The following is a 20,469-nucleotide window of genomic DNA, read 5'->3' as shown; positions in this document are numbered from 1 at the left end:
GGGGCGGCGGCGGCAAGCCAATATGCGGGCCCCCTACGGGACGTGGGTCACCGCAGTCCCCGCAGGAACTCCCGGACGACCTCGGCGAACCGCTCGGGTTCGCTCGCGTGGACGGTGTGCCCGGCGGGGATTTCGACGAGACGTGTGCCGGGGCGCCCGGCCGCCATGGCCCGCGCGTGCCCGGCGGTCAGGACGCCGCTGCGCCCGCCGCGCACCAGAAGGGCGGGGCAGCGGCTGCCGAGCCATGCGTGCCAGTGGTCGCCGTTGAGGGCGCGCTGGGAGGCCGCCATGCCGGTCGGCCGGAAGGCGAGGCCCCAGCCGTCCGCGTACTCGCGCACCGCGTCCGTCAGGTGGGGGGCCGAGCGCCCGAGCGCCTCCAGCAGCGCGGAGCGCGTGGGGGCGCGGTGGGGCCAGGCGAGGCAGAACGAGAGGTCGTCGTCCACTTCCGCGCCGATGTCCTCGACGACCACGGCCCGCACCAGCCCCGGGTGGCGGTGGGCGAGCCGGTAGGCGGTGACTCCGCCCAGGGAGTGGCCGAGGACGACCGCCGGCCCGGGGCCGAGGTGGCGCAGCGCGGCTGCCGCGTCCCGGACGTAGCCGTCGGGAGAGAAGTCCGGGGGCTGGTCGGAGTGGCCGTGGCCGCGCTGGTCGAGGGCGACGACGCGCCAGTCGGGGGCCAGGCGCCGGGCCAGGTCCGTGAAGGTGCGGGCCTCGCCGAAGTGCCCGTGCAGGGCGAGCAGGAGCGGGCCGGGGCCGCCGAAGTCCAGGTAGGACAGGCGGCGGCCCGAGACCGACAGGGCCGCCCGGACGGGCTCGCGCGGGAGGGTCGTCGACACGCGCACCACTCTGCCATGCACATGGCATCCCCGGAGGTGGGGCGGGTGCGGCGGAACCGCGAAGCCGGCGGGCAGCGCGGCGCGGATCGCCTCCGTCACGTCCTCGCCCAGGACGGCCGCGCCGGCGGGCGCGCGGCGGCGGCAGCCGCTGAGCGGGAGGGGCCGCGGTGGCCGCCGTCCGGCCGGGGTGCCCGTGTGCGGCGGGCGGGCGGGCCGGCACCGGGAACGCGCCACAGGCGAGGCGGCCGGTCATGCCGCTGAGCCGAGCAGGTGCGCGGCCGCGAGCGCGCCGAACGACACGGCTCGGGCCGCCTCTGCGCGGCGCCGCCGACACGCCATGGGACGGCACGCGCGTCGGCCCGGCGCGCCGACGCCCCCGCACGCATCGGCGGCCGCGCGCATCGACGGCCGCGCGCATCGTCGGCCCCGCGCGTCCGCGGCCCCGCGCTTGGCGGCCCCGCGCTTGGCGGCCCCGGGCGCCGGCGGCCGCGGGTCAGTCGCGGAGGGTGAGGAGGAGTTCGTCGATCTCCTCGCCCCGGGCATGCGCGAAGCCCCGGTCGTGGCCGGTCACCACGAACCCGCACTTCTCCAGGACGCGCAGCGAGCCGGTGTTGTCCGCGGCCGCGCGGGCGTGCAGGGGGCGGTCCGGGACGGCGGCGAGGAGGGCGCGCAGGGCGGCGGTGGCCGCGCCCCGGCCCCAGTACGCGCGGCCGATCCAGTAGGTGACCTCGCGCTCCCCCGGCGGGCCGAAGACGCCGACGTTGCCGACGACCTCCCCGTCCGGGCCGACGACGGTGCGGGCGATGACCGTCGGATCGCTGCGCAGGCGAGCCCAGTGCGCCGCGAACCGCGCGCGGTCGGACGGGTCCTCGGGGGTGAAGGCCGCCATCCGGACCGCCTCGGGGTCGTTCGTCTGCGCGTACAGGGCCGTCAGGTCCACGTCCCGTACCGCTCGCAGGGTGACGTCCATGCGGGCCTCCGGGGGTGAGGCGGGGGAAGGGGTGCGGGCGGACCGGGCGTCGGGCGACGGGGGCGCCGGGGCGGGTTCGCGGACCTCGACGAGCCGGGCGACCGCGTCGACGACCGCCGCGCGGTGGGCGGCCCGGTGCCCGCCGGCGTCCGGGGCGCCGCCGGCCGCCGTGTACCAGGCCTGGGCCAGGGCGAGGACCAGGGTGAGCAGGTCGGCCGGGGCGTGCGCGGGGTCGACGTGCCCGGCGTTCTGGGCCGCGGCCAGGGAGGCGGTCTTGCGTGCGTAGGACTCCGCTTCCAGGGCGGTGGCCTCGGGGCGCTCCAGCCGCTTCCACATCACCAGCCGCATGAGCCGCGGGTCGGCCGTCAGGTGGTCGAAGATGGCCCCGGCGTAGCGGGGCAGGTCCTCGGCGTCGAAGGGGACGGATTCCGCGCCCTGCTCCACGGCCTGGAGGATCACCTGGTCGAAGAGCTGTTCCTTGTTGCCGTAGTAGACGTAGATCATCCGTTTGTTCGCCCCGGCCGTGTCGGCGATGCGGTCGACCCGGGCGCCGGCGATACCGTACGCGGCGAACTCGTCGAAGGCGGCCGCGAGGATGCGGGCCTTCGTTGCGCTGGAATCACGTGCCATGGCCCCGAGGCTAGCAAGTAACTATCCGGTTATTGACATCTCGGAAGGCGCTCGGGCAGGATGTAGGTAACCAGTTAGTTATTTCTCTTACCCCCCAGGAGAACACGATGAAACTGCGCGCACTCGGCTCCCAGGGCCTGCACGTCGGCGCCGAAGGCCTCGGCTGCATGGGCATGAGCGCCTTCTACGGCGCCACCGACGAGACCGAATCCCTGGCCACCATCCACCGGGCCCTGGAGCTGGGCGTCACCCTGCTCGACACCGCCGAGGGCTACGGCCCCTTCGTCAACGAGCAGCTCGTCGGCAAGGCCGTCGCCGGCCGCCGCGACGAGGTGGTCATCGCCACCAAGACCGGCATCGAGATCGACGACGACGGCACCGTGCGCGGCCACAACGGCCGCCGCGAGTACATCCACCGCGCCGCCGACCGCTCGCTGCGCCACCTGGGCACCGACCACATCGACCTGTACTACCTGCACCGCGTCGACCCGGACGTCCCGGTCGAGGAGAGCATCGGCGCCATGGCGGAACTGGTCACCGCCGGCAAGGTCCGCCACCTCGGCATCAGCGAGGCCGCCGCGGCCACCATCCGCCGCGCGCACGCCGTCCACCCCCTGACGGCCGTACAGGCCGAGTACTCGCTCTTCGAGCGGGGCCTGGAGGACAACGGGGTACGGGCGGCGCTCGACGAACTCGGCATCGGCCTGGTCGCCTACTCCCCGCTGGGCCGCGGCTTCCTGTCCGGCGCCATCACCAGCCCGGACGACTTCGCGGCGGACGACTTCCGCCGCACCGACCCCCGTTTCCAGGGCGAGAACTTCGCCCGCAACCTCGCCGTCGTCGACGCCGTGCGGCGCCTCGCGCAGGCCAAGGGGGTCACCCCCTCCCAGCTGGCCCTCGCCTGGGTGCTGCGCCAGGGCGCGGTACCGATCCCGGGCACCAAGCGGCGCCGCTACCTGGAGGAGAACATCGCCGCCACCGACGTCACCGTCACCAACGAGGACATCGCCGCCATCGAGGCCGTGGCCCCGCGCGGCGTCGCCTCGGGCGACCGCTACGCGCCGGAGTACATGAGCAACCTGAACGGCTGACCCGCGGTCCGGGCCGTCCCGCGGACGGCCCTGTCGGCGGCGGATGGCAGCATGTCCGCATGACGCCCGATGATCTTGACAAGCTGTTCTCCTCCCCCGCCGGTCTGCTGGCCGCCGGCCCCGCCGCCCTGCGGGACCTGCCGGCCACGGGCGGCGGAGCGGGCCGCGAGTCCTGCGCCCAGGCCGTCGCGGTCCTCGACGGGGCCGAGGTCCCGCGCGCCGAGTTCGCCTCGTGGCTGCACTTCGGTGCGAAGGTGCTGGGCCACGACGCCTACGCCGACCTGGTCGCCGCGGCCGAGCCGGACATGCCGTGGCGGACCGTCTGGGCCTGGTGGCGGCCGGTCGGCGCCTACCGCGCCACGCCCAACCTGAGCGGGGACGGCGGCGTCGAGGTCCACGAGGCGCCGGACGGCCGGCTCCTGCTGAAGGTGTGGTCGCAGTGGACCCCCGAGCACTGGCGTGACCCCGCCACGGGCGAGCGGGTCCCCGCCCCCGCCGAGGGCGAGTTCACCGAGCGGCCCTACGACGCGCCCGCCGACGGGCCCGTCCTCTTCGACCCCGACGGCGGGGACCACGGCCTCCACCAGCCCTACGCCTGGGAGGAGCCCGTATCCCTCGGCGGCGGCCGCGTCCTGTTCTCCGAGCCGCGCGGGGTGGTGGTACTGGAGCACAACGGGGCGGCGGACGGACCCGCGGCCGCCGCCGGAGCCGCCGCCTGGGGCGAGGCCGACCCGTGGTTCGCCGGGCCGACCGCCGCGGAGGCGCCCCTGGACGCCTCCCGCATGCGGGAGGCCTTCGGCCCGGACGGGACGGTGGTGCTGACGCCGGACCGGCTCCCGGCCGCGCTGACGCACGCGCCCACGCGGGAGCTGGCGCTGACCGCGGGCCTGCCGACGTGGTTCGCCGCCGGGGCCGCCTCCTTCAGGCTGGCCTGGGCCCGGGAGGAGGCGCAGGGTGCGCGGCCCGACGGGAACGGCCTGCTGCACCTGGGCACCTTCGACCTCGGGTACGCCGACACCGGCCGGGTCCTCGTCCACCCCACGACGGGTGCGGTGTCGATGGTGCGGGGCGGCGAGGGGCCCTTCCCGTTCGCCGCGGACACCGACACGTTCGTCCGGCTGCTGGAGGCCGTCTACCGGTTCATGGGCGCCTGCTGGAACGGTTACCCCGGCGAGGACGGCCGGCGCGACTTCCTGCGCGAGGTGGCCGCCCTCGAACCGCTCGCGGTGGACGGGTGCTCTCCCGCGTCGGACGTGTGGGAGCACCTGTTCGCGGCCATCACCGAGCTCAGCCCCTGGGGCTACTGACGGCCCGCCGGCCACCCGGCGGGCCGTACGGGACGCGGCCGGGTCAGCGCGTGAGGACGGCGGCGGCGGCCCGCTCGCTCTTGTAGGGGGCGAAGCCGGCGTTGTCCTTGCAGCCGAGCCGCTCCCAGGTCTTGTCGTTGGTGACCGGATCCGTGCCCGTCAGCCGGTACTTGCAGGCGCCCTTGATGAAGTTGCCCCGCACGCCGCCCGGGAAGTCGATCTCCTTGTTCCACAGGTACGGCGACTGGTAGCCGTTCACGCGCGCCGTCGCGTTCACGTCGATGCCGCCGGGCGCGTAGATCTCGTAGACCCAGCCGGTCTTCTCCGTCCCGTACGTCGCGAACCGCTTGGCCACCGAGGGGTCGCAGCTGGTGCTGAGGTGCGCGCTGAGCTGGCCGCCGCCCTTGACGATGTACTCGGCGAGCGGGATGAGCTGGTCCCCGCGCGGGGTGAAGCCCGTCCGGAAGATGTCCTCGACGTTCTCCCTGGTGTCGCCGCGCCACAGCGTGTTGACGTCGTCGCGCCACTGCCAGCGCTCGCTCGCCGCCGTGGACGCGACCGTCGGGGCGATCCCCGGGTCCGTCGTGGTGCGCCACCAGTCCCAGGCGCGGTACTCGACGACCGGACCGCAGGGCGCGCTGGAGTCGTCGGCCGCCGCCGGGGCGGCCGCGGCGGACGGGGACAGGGCGGCGCAGGACAGCACGAAGGTGGCGGCGAGCACCCGCAGAGCGGCGTTCAGCATGGTGGGACGACCCATCGGAGGAGGCGGGGGGTGGGGAACATCCCGTTTATAGAGGGGCCGTCGGGTGCCGGGGCCGCGGTCGGGGGGCGGTCCACCCGTGCGGGTGGATCAGTCGTACCGGGAAAAGGATTCACCGGCCGCCCGGTCGGGCACGATCGCCGGTGCCCCACCCGCACGGCACGGCCCGCACCCCACACGGTCATCCCAGCAGGAGGCATCCGACGTGAAGACCCGATCCGTCCTCACCGCTCTCTTCCTCGTCCTCGGCGCCCTGTTCGCACCGGGCTTCGGCGTACTGACCGGCGCGGCGCAGGCCCAGGCCGCGACCAAGATCACGCACGCGACGGCGACCTCGATGTTCCGTCAGGCCGGCATCTCGTGGTCCTCGTCGGGCAACTGCTCGGACCGCAACAACCCGACGTGCACGTCGTTCGAGCAGCTCAACCTCGCCACGGCCCAGGGCGCCCAGACCCTCCGCGGCGCCAGCGGCTGCGCCCTCACCATCACCGGCGGCACCGAGACCGGGCACGCGAGCGGGACGTACTCCCACTGGAACGGCTACAAGCTCGACTTCGCGAAGGCCACCTGCCTGACCGCCTACGTCAAGAACACGTTCTCCTACATCGGCGTGCGCGGCGACGGCGCCCCCATGTGGCAGTCGGGCTCCGGCAACGTCTACGCGGACGAGGGCAACCACTGGGACGTCCTCTACTACAACTGCGGGGGCTGCTGAGCCGGCCGGCCGGCCCGCCCTCCGGGCACCGCGCTTGACCTTGACACGGTGACAAGGTCTTCAGTGGTCGCCGAGGAGGTGGTCGCGGTGATCACGGAAGAGGAAGCGGAGCCGGCGCGGGCGCTGGAGGCGCTGGGGCACCCCAGCGCGTCGGTACGGCTGCGGGCCGCGCTGGAGGTCGGGACGGCCGCGCGGGACGGCAGCGTGGACGTGCTGGTCGAGCGGTGCGCGGTCGAACCCGAGTTCTTCGTACGGGACATGCTGACGTGGGCGCTGGTCCGTCACCCGGCCGCGGTGACGGTACCGAGGCTGGTGGAGGCACTGGGCTCGGAACGCGCTCAGGCCCGGAGCCAGGCCCTGCACACCCTGTCCAAGATCGGGGACCGCGGGGCCTGGCCGGCGATCACCCCGGAGCTGCTCGCCGACGCCGACGACACGGTGGCGCGCAGCGCCTGGCGGGCGGCCGTGGTCCTGGTACCGCAGGACGGGCGGCGGGAGCTTGCCCGGCTGCTGGCCGGGCAGTTCGGGCGCGGCGGGCACGAGACGCGGCTGAGCCTGAGCCGGGCGTTCGTCGCGCTGGGCGAGGAGGCCCTGCCGGCCGTGCGCACGGCGATGACGGCGCCGGCCCCGGCGGTACGGGAGCACGCGATCGCCACGGAACGGCTGGTTCTCGACCCCGACACGGGCTTCGAGTTCGCCCTGGGGGAAGCGAAGCGGATCATGGCCGGGGGGTAGGCCGGGTCGGGTGTGTGAGGAGTGGAGCGGGCCGTGTTGATCGGTGAGGTGGCGCGGAGGTCCGGGGTCAGCGCCCGCATGCTCCGGCACTACGAGTCCCTCGGCCTGCTGCGGCCGGCCGGGCGGAGCGGGACGGGGTACCGGGAGTATTCCGCGGAGGACATCCGGCGGATCTTCCACATCGAGAGCCTGCGGTCGCTGGGGCTCGGGCTGCGTGACGTGGCGCGGGCGCTCGACGATCCCGGGTTCACGCCGTCCGGGCTGATCGAGGACCTGGTGCGGCAGGTACGGGAGCGCGTCGCCGCCGAGACGCGGCTGCTGACGCGGCTGGAACGGATCGGTGCCGCGGAGCCGGCCGACTGGGAGGAGGTGCTGCGGACCGTCGCCCTCCTGCAGGCGCTCAGGTCGCCGAGCGCCGGGGAGCGCCAGCGCGCCGCCCTGTCGGCGGCCGAGGGGGGCGCCGCGCCGGTGGAGGCCCTGGCCGAGGCGGTGCTGGGTGAGAGCGACCCGAACGTCGCCGGAGCCCTGCGGTGGGCGCTGGCCCGGGCCGGCGACGCCGGGATCGGTCCGCTCGCGCGGGGGCTGCGTTCGCCCGTGGCCGAGGTCAGGAGGCGCGCCGTGCTCGCCCTGGCGGAAATCCCGCTGCCCGGGGCGACCGCGCTGCTGGAGGACGTACTCGGGGACGGGGACGCGGGGGTCCGCGGGTGCGCGGCGCTGGCGCTCGGGGCGCGGGGGGTGGCGGCGGCGGTCCCGGCGCTCACCGAGGTGGTCGTCGCGGGGGCCAACGACGTGGACGCGGCCGACGCGCTCAGTGCGCTGGCCGCGGATCCGCCGCTGGCGGAGCGCATCGCCGCCGGGTTCCTGGACCGCCTGGACCGGGGCGGCCTCGGGGCGCCCGCCCGGCTGCGGCTGGTGCAGGCGCTGGCCGACATCCCGGGGGACACGGCGGCACGGGCCCTCGCCCGCCTCTCGCGGGACGAGGATCCGGCCGTCGCCCGTACCGCGGCCTACCTGACCGGCCGGCGCGCCGCCCGCTGACGCCGGCCACCGGGCGGCGTGCGGGGGATGCGCGGGCGCCCTAGCCTGAAACCGGTGGCGGACCCGTGCTCCGTCCGCCTCTCCTCGCCCGGAGGAAGGAGCAGGCCATGCCTTCGATCCCGCGCGCGACGGGCTTCGCCCGGCACACGACCGTCGCGGCGGCCGCCGCTGCGGTGCTCCTCACCGCCGCCCCCGGCGTGGTGGCGACGGCCCGGGCCCCGGCCCCGCAGGCGGACGCGGTGGCCGGCGCGACCGCGACACCCGGTGGGGCGGCGATGCCCGGCTTCGTGGTCGCGCCCGGCGAGGCCTCGTACGGGCAGCCGGCTCTCGACGCGCTCGGCGAGGTGGTGCGCGGGGACTTCGCCGCCGTCTCGGCGCGGTTCGCCCCGGCCCTGCGGAGCCAGGCGTCCCCGCAGGTACTGGAGGAGTCCTGGAAGGCGTACGTGGCGGAGTTCGGGCGCTATCTGTCGCACGGGGAACCCCGCCAGACCGGTTCCGCGGCGGGCACGGTGGTGGGGGTGCCGCTCCGGATGGAGAAGGGGCCCGGGGAGTTCCGCGTCACGTTCGACGGGAACGGCCTGCTGGTCGGGCTCTACTTCCTGCGCGCGGGCGTGCCGGTCCCGTAGGCCGCCCCGCACGGGGACCGCCGTCCACGGCGGTCCGGACCCGGCGCGGCGGAACCGCTGAACGGCCGTACCGTCTCAGCGGCGGGCCGCGCGGCGCAGGGCGCGGTGGAAGCGGGTGCCGGTCTCGTGGCGGAGGCGGGAGTGGCGGTCCAGTTCCTCCATGAGGCGCTGGGAGCGCTTGTCCACGTCGAGTTCGTCCAGCACCCGGTCGACGTCGGCGAGCAGGGCGCCGTGCAGCTGCCAGTGCGCGGGTGAGGTGTGCAGCTGCTCCAGCAGCAGGCGGGCCAGCAGGTCGCGGGAGTCCCGTGCCATGCCCAGCTCCCGGGTGAGCCGGTCCTCCTGCTCCTCGGCGTTGGTGGTGACCTGGGCGGTGATCAGCCGGGAGAAGCTGTGGACGGCGAGCGCCATGTGCCCGAACAGGTCCTGCAGGGCACGGGTCACCGCCGGGGTGAACAGCGGCTCGTCGCTGCGGGCCTTCGCCAGGTCGGTGAGCGCCCGCGCCGAGACGCGCAGCACGACCGCGCAGATCTCCAGGGTGTCCAGGCCCGTGCGCAGGACCAGCCGGAACATCAGCCCCTCACGGACGCGGGGGTTCATGCGCAGGCTGTCCTCCGCCTGGCGCAGGGCGGCGTCGACCCCGGCGATGTCGTTGTCGAGCCGGCGTGCCTCGTGCAGCCGGGTGGCGGCCTCGGCGACCGTGGTGCGTCCGGTGAGCTCGTCGGCCATGCCGGTCATCAGCGCGGCCATCCGGGCAGCGAGGTCGTCGATGGCCCGGCTGGCGGGCTCCACCCAGACGGGCGGGGCGAACAGGAGGTTGAAGGCCAGCCCGACGACGGCGCCGATCAGGGTCTCCAGCACCCTGTCCCAGGCCGTGTCGGCCACCCGGGTGACGCCGAGGACCAGCATCGCGCTGATGGCCACCTCGGGGATGAACTCGTCCACCCGCACCAGGTGCCCGACCACCAGCGAGGCCAGAATAACCAGCCCGAGGCTCCACCAGGTCAGGCCCACGAGCACGCTGAACCCGATCGCGACCAGCACCCCGGCCACGACGGAGTTCACGCGGCGCACCCCGGTGGTGAGCGTGGAGTACAGGGTGACCTGGACGACGAGCAGGGCGGTCAGCGGGGCCGTCAGCGGCGCGGGCTCGTTGCTGAGGCGCAGGGCGACGACGTACGAGATCACCGCGGCGCCGGTGGACCGTGCGCTCTGCACCACCACGGGGTCACGCCGCCTGGCCGCCAGGCGGCGCGGGATGTGACGGAGGGGACGGAAGGGACGTGCGAGGTCGTACATACCTTCGCCTCTTCCCCGTCGGCCACGATGATCACGCGACGGGCGGCATTTCGGCCCCGAGCGGGTACGAACGGATGCCGTGAACGCCGGTCAGCTCGCTGCGCTCGCGTAGAGGGGGCGGCGTTCCTCCTCGGTCAGGCCGCCCCAGACGCCGTAGGGCTCCTGGACGCGCAGGGCGTGGCGCAGGCACTCGGACTGGACGGGGCAGAGCGCGCATATCTCGCGGGCCGCCTCGTCGCGTTCGGCGCGGTCCTCGCCGCGCTCGCCCGCCGGGTGGAAGAACCTGTCCGGGCCGAGGTTGCGGCAGGCGGCGCGTTCCTGCCACTCCCAGTGGTGTTCCGCTCGGCCCGGCAGCCGTGACACGTTGGACATGGGTCGGTTCCTTTCCCGCGTGGTCGCGTGGTCGCGTCATCGCGTGGTGGCGGTGGATCGGGTCGCTGAGTGCGTCAGTCCCGCGTCTGGCCCCGTCGGGCGCCGCGAAACCTGTCCGTCCCGCCGGGCTCCACGGGCAGGTGGGGGGCGGGGGCGGCCGGGGAGGTGGAGACGCGCGGGAGGGCGTAGGGGTGCTTCTCGGCGAGCCAGGCGACGAGTTCCTCGCGCACGGTGCAGCGGGCGGTCCACAGGTCGTCGGGGTCCTTGGCGGTGACGATGGCCCGCAGGACGACGGTGGTGGGGGTGGTGTCGGTGACCGCGAGGTTCCAGCCTCGGCCGTCCCACGCCGGGCAGCGGTCGAGGATCTCCTTGAGGCGTTCGCGGATCAGGGAGACGGGCGCGCTGTGGTCGCAGTGCAGGAAGACGGTGCCGGTCATCTGGATCCCGCCGCGGGACCAGTTCTCGAAGGGTTTGCCGGTGAAGTAGGAGACGGGCATGGTGATGCGGCGCTCGTCCCAGGTGCGCACGGCGAGGAAGGTCAGCGTGACCTCCTCGACGACGCCCCACTCGCCGTCGACGACGACGGTGTCGCCGATGCGCACGAGGTCGCCGAAGGCGATCTGGAAGCCGGCGAAGAGGTTGCCCAGCGTGGACTGGGCGGCCACGCCGGCGACGATGCCGATGATCCCGGCGGAGGCCAGCACCGAGGTGCCGACGGCGCGGAAGTCGGGGAAGGTGAGCAGCATCGCCGCCGCGGCGAGCAGTGCGACGAGGGCGGTGACGATCCTCATGATGAGGGTCACCTGGGTGCGGACGCGGCGGAGCCGGGACGGGTCGCGGGTGCCGGCGGCGTAGCGGGCGTACGAGGACTCCACCACGGCCGAGGTGATGTGGACGACGCACCAGGCGCCCGCGCCGATCGTCACCAGGGAGAGGGCCCTGCCCACTCCCGCCTCGTGTTCCAGCAGGGGCCGCCAGGTGATCTGCCGGTACGAGCCGCGCAGCAGGGCGGCCAGCATGAGCAGGCGCAGGGGGAGCCCGCAGCGGCGCAGCAGGCTCCACAGGGGGGTCTCGGGGTGGCGGGCGTCCACACGCCTGAGCAGCAGGTCGGCGAGCCAGCCGACCGCGGAGGTGAGCAGGACGGAGCCGCCCAGGACGGCCAGCAGTCTCAGTACGCCGTTCATGGCTCCTCGGGAGGTGTCGGGGGAAGGTAACGGGTCCGCACGTGCCCTCCCGTTCCCCCGGCAAACGGCGAACCGGCGGCGGTCGGGGCGGGCCGGGGCCCCGGGGGTCCGGCCGGGCGGCCGGGGCGGCGGTCTTCACGGGGGGGGCGGTCGTCCGTCGGCCACGGGGTGGCGGTTTCCGGCCGTTTCGGGGCGCTCCGGGGCCCGACGCCGGGAGGGGGCCGGGATGCGGGGCAGCAGCGGCGGTGGCGGCCGGCGTGCCGCCGTCGCCGCGGCCGGCCCCCGGCGGGGGTGGCGCGGCGGGAGACCCGACCAGGAAGGAGAGGACCGTGCTGATCACCGTCACCCGTTCCGGCGGCTTCGCCGGAGGCGAGAAGGAGCGCGAGCTCGACACCACGGGCCGCCGGGACGCCCCCCGGTGGGAGGAACTGGCGCACCGGGCCGTCACGTCCACGGCGGACGGCTACCACTACCGCATCACCGTCGACGGCCGGGCGGTCGACGTCCAGGACCCCTATCTGTCCGAGGAGCAGCGGGAGTTGATCCGCGGCGTGCTCGGCGAGGGCGCCTGACCGCACGGCGCGCGGAGGGCCGGGCCGTCCCCGTGGACGACCCGGCCCTCCGCTCGTGCGGGGCGGTCAGCTCTGCTGTCGGCGCACGGTGTCGCCCCAGTAGCCGCCGACCTCCCGGTGGTAGTCGGCGTCGCCGAGGTGCCTGTCCCGGACGAAGTCCGGTGAGTCCTTGACCTGTTCCCTGGTCCGGTCGACGTAGACCTTCTCCTCGGTGGTGTCCACCCGGGTGATCGTGCCGGCGGGCAGGAGCACCTCCCTGCCGAAGATCCAGGGGCCGGTGTCGACGACGATCCAGGAGGCGTCGGTGTCGTAGGAGTGCTTGTCGACCTTGCCGATGGTGCCGTCCAGGGCCTCCACCTTGTAGCCGGTGAGGTCCCGGTCCTCGAAGTGGGCGACGGTCAGGTGGTAGGCCCAGATGTTCTCGTTCACGGGTGCGGGTTCCCTTCTCGGTGGCGGGTCAGCACGCGGGCGCCCAGACCGAGCAGGCCGGCCGCGGCGGCCGGCAGGGCGGACCGTCGGGGCGCCGCCGTACGGGCGCGGGGGCCAGGTTTCGGGCGTGCCGCGTCGTGGGCGACCGCGGTGGCCCCCCGGCGGTCCGGGCCGGTCGGCCGGGGCAACTCGGGCAGGAGTCGGCGCAGTTGGCTCGGAATCGTGCCGGATGCGGACGGGTACCGTCGGCGGTTCGCGCCGGGAGGGAGGGTCGCCATGCGGCTCGCCTGCCCACGATCGGCGGATCGACGCACACCGGTTTCCCGCGGCCCCCGCCTGCACCGGTTCCCGCGCGGCGGGCGGTGTGCCGCCCTGCCGCTACGCGGTGGCCTGGGGCTCGCGGTCGGCGGGGCCGGCGGCCGGCGGTCCGTCCTCGTGCGACAGGGGCACCGTCAGCGGGCCGGCGAGGTACGCCAGCAGGCCGGCGATCTCGTGGTCGGCCTCCGCCGGGTGGCGGAAGCGCGCGCCGGGGGCGATGACGTAGCGGTTGCGCCGGCCGTCGCGGGTGCGGGTGAGGTACCCGTCCGCCTGGAGGTCGGTGACGATCGCCTGCACGGTGCGTTCGGTGAGCCCGCAGACCGCGGCGATGTCGCGCAGGCGGACTCCCGGGTCCCGTGCGATGGCGATCAGGACCCGTGCGTGGTTGGTCAGGAAGGTCCAGCGGTTCCGGCGGGACCCCAGGTGCTCGCTCTCCACGCCGCTATTTTTCCGGAGCTCACCCGCGAAAGGCAAATCCAGAAATACTTTTCCTGTATCGCTTGACGTGTGTCCGTTCGCCGGGCAGGGTGCATGGTGAGCGGAATCGGACTTCCGTTTGATCGGAACGATCGAGCCACGCACCGCAAGCACCCGTGCCCAAGGAGCGGAGACCATGACCTTTTCGGCAACTGCCGAGGTAACGGCCCCCACGACCCCGGCCACGGCGGCCACCCCCGCCGCGGCCACCCCCGCGCTCGACGGCCTTCCGGACGTCCCCTGCCCGCGGGAGGTGGACCCGGGAGACGCCCGTCAGCTGACGCGGGTGTTCTTCGAGCGGCTGAGGAGCCTGGAAGAGGGCACCCCCGAGTACCAGTACGTCCGCAACACGCTGATCGAGATGAACATCTCGCTGGTGAACTTCGCCGCCCGCCCGTTCCGGGACCGTCCCGGCGGGCCGGAGAACGAGGACATCGTGCAGGTCGGCATCATCGGCCTGATCAAGGCGATCGACCGCTACGAACTGGACCGCAACACCCAGTTCTCCACCCTCGCCCTGCCGTACATCACGGGCGAGATCAAGCGGCACTTCCGTGACACCACCTGGGCCGTACGCGTCCCCCGGCGCCTCCAGGAGCTGCGTTCCCTGCTGGCCAGGTCCACGGAGGACCTGACCTCGGCGACGGGCCGCGCGCCCACCCCCGCCGAGCTCGCCGCACACCTGGACCTCGACGAGGAGGAGGTCCGCCAGGGCCTCGTCGCGGCGAACGGCTACACCACGCAGTCCATCGACGCCCCCGTCGGCTCCGCCGAGGGCCGCGAGGCGGCTCCCGGGGGCGCCGGACCGGCGCAGACGCTCGCCGAGACCCTGGGCGGCACCGACCACGCCCTGGAGGCGGTCGAGGACCTGCACGCCCTCGCGCCCCTGCTGTCCGGGCTGGACGAACGCACCACGCGCATCCTGGAGTTGCGCTTCGGCCAGGAGATGACGCAGCGGCAGATCGGCGAGGAGATCGGCATGTCGCAGATGCACGTCTCGCGCCTGCTCACGCGCACCCTCGGCGCCCTGCGCGAGGAGCTGCTGCGGGACTGAGAGCCCCCCTCCTCCCCCGCATCGCGGACGGCCCGCCTCACGGCGGGCCGTCGCGGCGTGCCGTGCCGCCTGGCGGCCGGAAGCAGGCGGTGATCGTCTTGCGGTGATCACCGGGGTGCACGTCCCAGGTGTCGGCGAGCGCCGCGACGATCGCGAGGCCCCGCCCGGACGTCGCCCGCCCGTCGGGCTGCCGGGGCCTCGGCAGATGGGGGTCGGCGTCCGCCACGCTGACGTGCAGGCAGGCGCCGTCCCAGGTAAGGACGAGGTGCGCGGTGCTCGCGGCGTGCACATGGGCGTTCGTCACCAGTTCGGACACGGCGAGCAGTACGGAGTGCACCGTGTCCGGGGCGTCCCGGGCCCAGTCGAGGGACTCCAGGTGCCCGGCGGTCCACACCCGGGCCGCGCGGGCCCCCGCGGCCACCGGAAAGGAATGGGCCCAGCCCACCGCTCGCAGTTCCAACACCCTCACCATCCGAGTTCCGACGTCGTGCACGTCCGCGCCTACCCGGCGCTCCCGCCGGTACTCACCTCGTCCCGGACCCCGCTCCGGAGCCCCGCTGGTGGCGCAGCCAGGCCGTCAGGGCGGCCTGGAGTTCGGCCACTTCGCGGTGGGAGAGGGTCTCGCCGACCCGGCCGACGTTCAGGCGTACGCCCGCACCCGTGACGGTCCAGCCCGCTCCGCGCCGGGGCCGGGAGGCGAGGGTGCGCCCCTCGGCGAGGCCGCGCAGGGCCTCGCGGACCGCCGGGGGCACACCGGCCGAGCCGGGCGGGAGGGCGGCCCGGGCGCGGGGGGTGAGGCCGATCGAGGTGTAGAAGCCGGCCAGGGCGTCCTCCAGCGATCCGGGGCCCGCAGGGGCCGCGCCGGTGAACTCGGCGATGAGCTCCGGATGGGCCCGCGGGGCGTGCTCGCCCCACGGGCGGGAGTGGAGGGGGTGCTCGTCGGTGTCGAGGCGGACGCAGGCCGGCGCGATCAACTCGCGGGTGTAGCCCTGGTGGTGGAGGTCGGCGTACAGCTTGCGCAGCGTCGCGGCCTGGCGCGGCACGGGGTGCGGGTCCGGGCCGACCGGTGCGTGCGGCCGGGTGGGCCGCACCGCCAGTCCGAGGAGGCCGCTGCTGTGGTGGAGGACGCCCGCCTGGGTGAGCACCACCGTCGCCTGCCGGCCCTTCCTGTCCCAGCCGAGCCTGAACCCCACCACCATGGTCCCCATCGGACCCGCTCCTCCCCGGCCGCCGTGTGGCCCGGCCGTGCGCACACGGTAGTCGGGGCGGTCGCCGGCACGGGCCGACATCACGGAGGCCGCCACCCGACCGGGCCGGATGTGCTACAGCACATGCGGTCGCGACCGACGGGATCCGGCCCTTGCCCTCAACCGCGGTCGAGGTCCTACGGTTGCCCCGTTCCCGCACCTCGCGCGGGCCGCACACACGCACACGCACCGACAGGAGGGGCCGCACCATGACGGACCAGCAGCTCTCGGACGCCGAACTCGCGGGCCAGCCCGCCGCCTACTGGACCGGGGTCGCCTACGAGGCGCTCATCGCCTTCACCCGGGCCCGCCAGGCGGAGAAGGGCTACAGCCAGCCCCAGTTCTGGCTGCTGCGCAACCTGTCGGAGAACGACATCTCGCCCGACGGCGAGGGGATGACGCTGTCCGAGCTGCGCAAGGCGATGGCCTCCTACATCCGGCCCGAGGACGACCTGGCCGCCGAGGCCGAGGTGCTCCTGGAGCGCGGATGGCTGACCCGGGACGCCGAGGACCGGCTGTGGCTCACCGCGGAGGGCGAGCGGGCGCGCGTCGACCTCGCGCGCAACGCACCCGCGATCCGCGCCGCCCTCCACGAGGGCATCGACGACGCGGACTACGTCACCACGGTGAAGGTGCTCCGGCAGCTGATCCGCAACGCCGGCGGGGTCACGGGGTGACGGCGTCGCCGTGGCGGTGGGCCACCCCGCCACTGGCCGTCTCCCTGCTCATGCACCCGGGGCAGCCGGGGCGGCGGAGTCCGCGGCCGAGGCGATGAGGGCCTCGGCGAGGTTCTCCTTGCGCATGCGCTGGTCGACGTAGAGCAGGGACAGGACCAGCTGGATGTAGCCGAGCTGGAGCACGGAGCCGATGACCGAGCCGAGCAGGACGCAGGCCATGTAGCCCAGGAACCCGAACACCAGCGTGTCCGGCCGCGCCCCGTCGCCCGTCGCCGTCATGGCGGGGATCAGCGCGAAGAGGCCGACGATGGTGAACGGCAGCTGGACGACGTAGCCGACCACCGCCGCCAGGAGGTAGGCGAGCGCTCCGATGCCGAACGTGCGCCACCAGCCGCCCTCGACCAGCCGCGAGGAGCGCCGCATGGCCGCGACCGGGCCGAGCCCCTCGCACACCGCGACGGCGGGGGCCAGGCTGAAGCGGATGGTGAGCCACACCGCGAAGGGCATCCAGAGCAACATACCCAGCGGCAGCAGGAACAGGCCGATCGGCGGGGCGGCGTCCTGTGCGGCGGCCGTGAGGACCGGCACGATGCAGGCCGCGTAGAGGAGCAGCAGCGGTCCGCCCGTGAGCAGCCCGACGCACAGCACGACGCCGAGGACGGCGGGCAGCCGCGACCAGGAGCGCCGCCACAGCGCCGAGAAGGTCACGGGGCGGCCGAGCACCGCCTGTTGGATCAAGGCCGGGCACAGAGCGCCGATCATCCCGGTGAGCAGCAGCATGGTGACCGTGAACAGCACGACGACCGGTGCCAGGGACAGGATCAGGGCCGCCACGTCGTCGCCGGCGGGGCTTTCGCCGGCCGGCAGGTCGAAGAGCGCGGCGAGCTTGCTCCGCATCCCGATGACGGCGAGCCCGATCGCCGCGGCCACCAGCAGGATGCCGATGCCCTGGACCAGGAGGACGGCTCCGGTCAGGGGCTTCCAGTGGCGGCGGAACGCGGTGAAGGCCCCGCCGAGCACTTCGCCCGTCCGCAGCGGCCTGAGCGGGATGACGCCCGGCTGCGGCGGAGGCGGCGCCCACCCTCCCCACGGCGGTGCGGGCTGCCCGGGAGGTCCCGGATGGGGCTGTCCCCACCCCGAGTTGTACGACATCGCTGTGTCCCCCTCGAAAAGGGACACCGTAATCCGGCGTCGCGCGCCACGGGACGGCGCCCCCGCCCGCGCGGCGTTGCGCCCGGACCGCGGCGGGTCCAGGCTCGGAAGGAGCGGAGCGGCCCGCGCGCCCCGCCGGAGGGACGGGAGCCAGCGCATGACCGGTGACGGACGAAGCCCCGGGGGTGCCGGCCGTGACGGGTGACCTGTGCCTGGTCACCGGCGCCACCGGCTACATCGGCGGCCGGCTGGTGCCCGAGCTCCTGGACGCCGGCCACCGGGTCCGGGCGCTCGCCCGTTCCCCCGAACGGCTGCGCGACCACCCCTGGGCGGGACGCGTCGAGGTGGCGCGCGGCGACGTCACCGACGGGGACTCGCTGGACGCGGCCCTGCGCGGGGTGGACGTCGCCTACTACCTGGTGCACGCCCTCGGTGGCGGTCCCGGCTTCGAGGAGCGCGACCGGGCCGCCGCCCGCCTGTTCGCCGAGCGGGCACGGCTGGCCGGGGTCCGGCGCATCGTCTACCTGGGGGGTCTCACCCCGGCCGGACGGTCCCCGGAGGGGCTCTCCCCGCACCTGCGCTCCCGGGCCGAGGTGGGCCGCATCCTGCTGGCCTCCGGGGTCCCCTGCACGGTACTGCGGGCGGCCGTCGTCATCGGCTCGGGCTCGGCCTCGTTCGAGATGCTGCGCTACCTGACGGAACGGCTGCCCGTCATGATCACGCCGAGCTGGGTGGGCACCCGGGTGCAGCCCATCGCGGTGCGCGACGTGCTCCGCTACCTCGTCGGGAGCGCCGCGATGCCGCCCGAGGTCAACCGGACCTTCGACATCGGCGGTCCGGACGTCCTCACGTACGAGCAGATGATGCACCGCTACGCGGAGGTGGCCGAGCTTCCGCACCGGCGGATCCTGCGCGTCCCCATGCTCAGCCCGGGCCTGTCCAGCCTGTGGATCGGCCTGGTCACGCCGGTGCCCCGGGCGCTGGCCCGGCCGCTCGCCGAGTCGCTGCGGCACGAGGTGGTGTGCGCCGAGCACGACATCACCCGCTGGGTGCCCGATCCGCCGGGCGCCCCGCTGGGCTTCGACCGGGCGCTGGCCCTGGCCCTGGAACGGGTCCGCGAGGCCCAGGTGAGCACCCGGTGGTCCTCCGCGTCCCTGCCCGGCGCGCCCAGCGACCCCCTGCCCACCGACCCGGACTGGGCGGGCGGCAGCCTCTACACCGACCACCGCAGCACGGGGGTGGCGGCTCCGCCGGGGGCGCTGTGGCGGGTGGTGGAGGGCATCGGCGGCGAGAACGGCTGGTACTCCCTCCCGCTGGCCTGGGCCGTACGGGGCTGGCTGGACCGGCTGGCGGGCGGCGCCGGCATCCGCCGGGGCCGCCGCGACGCCAGCCGGCTGCGGGTGGGCGACGCCCTCGACTTCTGGCGCGTCGAGGAGATCGAACCGGGCCGGCTGCTGCGGCTGCGCGCCGAGATGCGGGTGCCGGGGCTGGCCTGGCTGGAGATGTACGCCGAACCCGACCCGGTGCACGAGGGCCGCTCGCGCTACCGGCAGCGCGCCCTCTTCCACCCGCGCGGTCTGCTCGGCCACCTGTACTGGTGGGCCGTCAGCCCGTTCCACGCGGCGGTCTTCGGCGGCATGGCCCGCAACATCGCCCACGCGGCCGAACAGCTCGCCGCCGCCCCCGGCTCCCCCGCCCGGCCCACCGCGTCCGGCCCGCGTCCCCGTCCCTGAGGCCGTCGGCAGGGTCCCGGCGCGGCAGGAGGAGCGGGGTGGCCAGCAGGAGCAGGCCGGCGAGGACGAGCGCCGGACGGGGTCCGAGGAGGGTGCCCAGGACCCCCCAGACCGCGGTGAGGAGCGCGGTGGCGGCCTTCGTCGTCACCGACCACGCGCAGAGCGTACGGGCGACGCGCTCGGACGGGGTGCGCCGGAGGCGGTAGGCGGCGCTGACGGGGTTGAAGACCCCGCAGCAGAGGATGAGCCCGCTTTCGACGGCCATGACCAGCAGCAGCCCGCCGGTGCCCGGCCCCACGAAGGCCAGACCCACGGACCAGAGCGCCCTCAGCGATCCGGATACGGTCAGGACCCGGTGCTCCCCGTACCGGGTGACCAGCGGACGGGCCAGCCGTGAGCCGAGGAGCCCGCCGAGCGAGGGCGCGGCGAAGGCGAGGCCGTACTGCCAGGGTTCGAACCCGAGCCGGCCGAGCATCAGGACGGCCAGCAGCGGCGAGGTGGCCATCACCAGGCCGTTGAAGAGGGCGGCGTTGAGGAACAGCGGGCGCAGGGCGGCGTCGGCGAGCAGGTGGCGCCAGCCGTCGAGGAGGTCCGTGGCCCTCGGGCGCCCGCCCTGCCGGGACGGGGGCGGCGGTTCGTGGGCGCCCATCGCGCGCAGGCCCAGGGCGGAGAGGAGGTAGCTCGCCGCGTCGGCCACCACCGTCGCCACGGGGCCGAGGAGCCCGATCGCGACGCCGCCGAGCGGCGGGCCGACGATCGTGGTCGTCCAGGCGGTCGATTCCAGCCGGGCGTTGGCAACGAGCAGGTCCCCGGCCGGGAGGAGGTTCTTCAGGTAGGCGCCGGAGGCGGTGCGGAAGGTGATGTCGGCCGCCGCGACGACCACGGAGACCAGCAGGAGCTGGAGGAAGGTGAGCGCGCCGAGCGCGTACGCGGCCGGGACCGTCAGCAGGGCCGCGCACCGCACCAGGTCCGTCGCGATCAGCACCGGCCGCTTGCGCCGGAACTCCACCCACGGCCCGAGCGGCACCGCCGCGGCCGCGCCCACCGCGGCCCCGGCGCAGGAGAGCGCGGCGACCTCGGCCGGCCCGGCGTGCAGCACCCGGACGGCGATCAGGGGGAAGGAGCCGAAGGCGAGCCAGGTGCCGAGCGCGCTGGTCCCGTACGCTCCCCAGAGCCACCCGAACGGGCGTCCCAGCCGCTGGCGGCTCCGGCCTTCCGGCCACTGCCACCGCCCCCACCCGCGCCGCCGC

General features: G+C 75.0%; 21 protein-coding genes and 2 pseudogenes. 10 read left to right on the top strand and 13 right to left on the bottom strand.

What is annotated here, in order from left to right; translation table 11 throughout:
• Positions 1–47: 47 nt before the first annotated feature.
• The 3 genes and pseudogenes from ACZ5NJ_RS29185 to ACZ5NJ_RS29175 form a co-directional block, all read right to left on the bottom strand.
• Positions 48–836, bottom strand: a complete 789-nt coding sequence (locus ACZ5NJ_RS29185) for an alpha/beta fold hydrolase (RefSeq protein ID WP_468768609.1) — start codon at positions 834–836, stop codon at positions 48–50.
• Between the two features lie 493 nt (positions 837–1,329).
• Complete coding sequence (locus ACZ5NJ_RS29180; protein WP_468768656.1) at positions 1,330–1,806, bottom strand: GNAT family N-acetyltransferase; 477 nt, start codon at positions 1,804–1,806, stop codon at positions 1,330–1,332.
• Positions 1,807–1,911: 105 nt separating this feature from the next.
• Positions 1,912–2,436, bottom strand: a pseudogene (locus ACZ5NJ_RS29175) (TetR family transcriptional regulator); the annotation flags it as partial.
• A 107-nt stretch (positions 2,437–2,543) separates the two neighbouring features.
• Here ACZ5NJ_RS29175 and ACZ5NJ_RS29170 point away from each other — a divergent pair.
• Together ACZ5NJ_RS29170 and ACZ5NJ_RS29165 are read left to right on the top strand one after the other, a co-directional pair.
• The gene (locus ACZ5NJ_RS29170) at positions 2,544–3,527 is read left to right on the top strand and encodes an aldo/keto reductase (RefSeq protein ID WP_468768607.1); all 984 of its coding nucleotides are present in this window, start codon (positions 2,544–2,546) and stop codon (positions 3,525–3,527) included.
• A 59-nt stretch (positions 3,528–3,586) separates the two neighbouring features.
• Complete coding sequence (locus ACZ5NJ_RS29165) at positions 3,587–4,834, top strand: SUKH-4 family immunity protein (protein ID WP_468768605.1); 1,248 nt, start codon at positions 3,587–3,589, stop codon at positions 4,832–4,834.
• 43 nt (positions 4,835–4,877) lie between these two features.
• Here ACZ5NJ_RS29165 and ACZ5NJ_RS29160 read toward each other — a convergent pair whose 3' ends face one another.
• Positions 4,878–5,576 carry a scabin-related ADP-ribosyltransferase gene (locus ACZ5NJ_RS29160; RefSeq protein WP_468768603.1) on the bottom strand — a complete coding sequence of 233 codons (699 nt, stop codon included), beginning with the start codon at positions 5,574–5,576 and terminating at the stop codon, positions 4,878–4,880.
• A 223-nt stretch (positions 5,577–5,799) separates the two neighbouring features.
• Here ACZ5NJ_RS29160 and ACZ5NJ_RS29155 point away from each other — a divergent pair, with 223 nt between their 5' ends.
• From ACZ5NJ_RS29155 to ACZ5NJ_RS29140, 4 genes are all read left to right on the top strand, one after another.
• Positions 5,800–6,309 carry a hypothetical protein gene (locus tag ACZ5NJ_RS29155; RefSeq protein ID WP_468768602.1) on the top strand — a complete coding sequence of 170 codons (510 nt, stop codon included), beginning with the start codon at positions 5,800–5,802 and terminating at the stop codon, positions 6,307–6,309.
• A gap of 48 nt (positions 6,310–6,357) precedes the next feature.
• Positions 6,358–7,044, top strand: a complete 687-nt coding sequence (locus ACZ5NJ_RS29150) for a HEAT repeat domain-containing protein (protein ID WP_468768600.1) — start codon at positions 6,358–6,360, stop codon at positions 7,042–7,044.
• A 33-nt stretch (positions 7,045–7,077) separates the two neighbouring features.
• Positions 7,078–8,082, top strand: a complete 1,005-nt coding sequence (locus tag ACZ5NJ_RS29145; RefSeq protein WP_468768598.1) for a HEAT repeat domain-containing protein — start codon at positions 7,078–7,080, stop codon at positions 8,080–8,082.
• 107 nt (positions 8,083–8,189) lie between these two features.
• Entirely contained in the window at positions 8,190–8,708 is a 519-nt protein-coding gene (locus tag ACZ5NJ_RS29140; RefSeq protein ID WP_468768597.1) for a DUF3887 domain-containing protein, read from the top strand.
• 75 nt (positions 8,709–8,783) lie between these two features.
• On the opposite strand, the gene ACZ5NJ_RS29135 is transcribed toward ACZ5NJ_RS29140, so the two are convergent.
• From ACZ5NJ_RS29135 to ACZ5NJ_RS29125, 3 genes are all read right to left on the bottom strand, one after another.
• Positions 8,784–10,004, bottom strand: coding sequence for an FUSC family protein (locus ACZ5NJ_RS29135; RefSeq protein WP_468768596.1), 1,221 nt, complete (start codon positions 10,002–10,004; stop codon positions 8,784–8,786).
• 90 nt (positions 10,005–10,094) lie between these two features.
• Positions 10,095–10,376 carry a WhiB family transcriptional regulator gene (locus ACZ5NJ_RS29130; RefSeq protein ID WP_468768594.1) on the bottom strand — a complete coding sequence of 94 codons (282 nt, stop codon included), beginning with the start codon at positions 10,374–10,376 and terminating at the stop codon, positions 10,095–10,097.
• Positions 10,377–10,450: 74 nt separating this feature from the next.
• The gene (locus ACZ5NJ_RS29125) at positions 10,451–11,560 is read right to left on the bottom strand and encodes a mechanosensitive ion channel family protein (RefSeq protein ID WP_468768592.1); all 1,110 of its coding nucleotides are present in this window, start codon (positions 11,558–11,560) and stop codon (positions 10,451–10,453) included.
• A 329-nt stretch (positions 11,561–11,889) separates the two neighbouring features.
• Here ACZ5NJ_RS29125 and ACZ5NJ_RS29120 point away from each other — a divergent pair, with 329 nt between their 5' ends.
• Complete coding sequence (locus ACZ5NJ_RS29120; RefSeq protein ID WP_468768590.1) at positions 11,890–12,132, top strand: protealysin inhibitor emfourin; 243 nt, start codon at positions 11,890–11,892, stop codon at positions 12,130–12,132.
• 66 nt (positions 12,133–12,198) lie between these two features.
• Here ACZ5NJ_RS29120 and ACZ5NJ_RS29115 read toward each other — a convergent pair whose 3' ends face one another.
• Positions 12,199–12,561 carry a PRC-barrel domain-containing protein gene (locus ACZ5NJ_RS29115; protein WP_468768589.1) on the bottom strand — a complete coding sequence of 121 codons (363 nt, stop codon included), beginning with the start codon at positions 12,559–12,561 and terminating at the stop codon, positions 12,199–12,201.
• A gap of 378 nt (positions 12,562–12,939) precedes the next feature.
• Positions 12,940–13,317 (bottom strand): helix-turn-helix transcriptional regulator, encoded by a 378-nt coding sequence (locus ACZ5NJ_RS29110; protein WP_468768588.1) that lies wholly within the window; start codon positions 13,315–13,317, stop codon positions 12,940–12,942.
• Between the two features lie 175 nt (positions 13,318–13,492).
• Here ACZ5NJ_RS29110 and ACZ5NJ_RS29105 point away from each other — a divergent pair, with 175 nt between their 5' ends.
• Complete coding sequence (locus tag ACZ5NJ_RS29105) at positions 13,493–14,410, top strand: SigB/SigF/SigG family RNA polymerase sigma factor (RefSeq protein WP_468768587.1); 918 nt, start codon at positions 13,493–13,495, stop codon at positions 14,408–14,410.
• Between the two features lie 37 nt (positions 14,411–14,447).
• Here ACZ5NJ_RS29105 and ACZ5NJ_RS29100 read toward each other — a convergent pair whose 3' ends face one another.
• Entirely contained in the window at positions 14,448–14,873 is a 426-nt protein-coding gene (locus tag ACZ5NJ_RS29100; protein ID WP_468768585.1) for an ATP-binding protein, read from the bottom strand.
• 61 nt (positions 14,874–14,934) lie between these two features.
• The gene (locus tag ACZ5NJ_RS29095) at positions 14,935–15,618 is read right to left on the bottom strand and encodes a hypothetical protein (protein WP_468768584.1); all 684 of its coding nucleotides are present in this window, start codon (positions 15,616–15,618) and stop codon (positions 14,935–14,937) included.
• Between the two features lie 248 nt (positions 15,619–15,866).
• Here ACZ5NJ_RS29095 and ACZ5NJ_RS29090 point away from each other — a divergent pair, with 248 nt between their 5' ends.
• Positions 15,867–16,334: a MarR family transcriptional regulator gene (locus ACZ5NJ_RS29090; protein WP_468768582.1), complete on the top strand. Its 468-nt coding sequence runs from the start codon at positions 15,867–15,869 to the stop codon at positions 16,332–16,334.
• A gap of 48 nt (positions 16,335–16,382) precedes the next feature.
• Here the strand turns inward: ACZ5NJ_RS29090 and ACZ5NJ_RS29085 are convergent, their stop codons facing one another.
• Complete coding sequence (locus tag ACZ5NJ_RS29085) at positions 16,383–17,354, bottom strand: oxidoreductase (protein WP_468768580.1); 972 nt, start codon at positions 17,352–17,354, stop codon at positions 16,383–16,385.
• A gap of 296 nt (positions 17,355–17,650) precedes the next feature.
• Here ACZ5NJ_RS29085 and ACZ5NJ_RS29080 point away from each other — a divergent pair, with 296 nt between their 5' ends.
• The gene (locus ACZ5NJ_RS29080) at positions 17,651–19,219 is read left to right on the top strand and encodes an SDR family oxidoreductase (RefSeq protein ID WP_468768578.1); all 1,569 of its coding nucleotides are present in this window, start codon (positions 17,651–17,653) and stop codon (positions 19,217–19,219) included.
• Positions 19,220–19,235: 16 nt separating this feature from the next.
• On the opposite strand, the pseudogene ACZ5NJ_RS29075 reads toward ACZ5NJ_RS29080, so the two are convergent.
• Positions 19,236–20,414 (bottom strand): annotated as a pseudogene (locus ACZ5NJ_RS29075) (MFS transporter); the annotation flags it as partial.
• Positions 20,415–20,469 lie beyond the last annotated feature (55 nt).

Source organism: Streptomyces sp. NPDC032091, assembly GCF_055580265.1.
Note: the sequence above shows the minus strand (reverse complement) of the source record. Positions and strands in the feature narration are given on the sequence as shown.

Bases quoted from the DNA above. Each gene is read 5' to 3' on its own strand.
- ACZ5NJ_RS29135 (WP_468768596.1), bottom strand. From the start codon at position 10,004: ATGTACGACCTCGCACGTCCCTTCCGTCCCCTCCGTCACATCCCGCGC.
- ACZ5NJ_RS29160 (WP_468768603.1), bottom strand. From the start codon at position 5,576: ATGCTGAACGCCGCTCTGCGGGTGCTCGCCGCCACCTTCGTGCTGTCC.
- ACZ5NJ_RS29140 (WP_468768597.1), top strand. From the start codon at position 8,190: ATGCCTTCGATCCCGCGCGCGACGGGCTTCGCCCGGCACACGACCGTC.
- ACZ5NJ_RS29130 (WP_468768594.1), bottom strand. From the start codon at position 10,376: ATGTCCAACGTGTCACGGCTGCCGGGCCGAGCGGAACACCACTGGGAG.
- ACZ5NJ_RS29105 (WP_468768587.1), top strand. From the start codon at position 13,493: ATGACCTTTTCGGCAACTGCCGAGGTAACGGCCCCCACGACCCCGGCC.
- ACZ5NJ_RS29180 (WP_468768656.1), bottom strand. From the start codon at position 1,806: ATGGACGTCACCCTGCGAGCGGTACGGGACGTGGACCTGACGGCCCTG.
- ACZ5NJ_RS29090 (WP_468768582.1), top strand. From the start codon at position 15,867: ATGACGGACCAGCAGCTCTCGGACGCCGAACTCGCGGGCCAGCCCGCC.
- ACZ5NJ_RS29125 (WP_468768592.1), bottom strand. From the start codon at position 11,560: ATGAACGGCGTACTGAGACTGCTGGCCGTCCTGGGCGGCTCCGTCCTG.
- ACZ5NJ_RS29095 (WP_468768584.1), bottom strand. From the start codon at position 15,618: ATGGGGACCATGGTGGTGGGGTTCAGGCTCGGCTGGGACAGGAAGGGC.
- ACZ5NJ_RS29165 (WP_468768605.1), top strand. From the start codon at position 3,587: ATGACGCCCGATGATCTTGACAAGCTGTTCTCCTCCCCCGCCGGTCTG.
- ACZ5NJ_RS29170 (WP_468768607.1), top strand. From the start codon at position 2,544: ATGAAACTGCGCGCACTCGGCTCCCAGGGCCTGCACGTCGGCGCCGAA.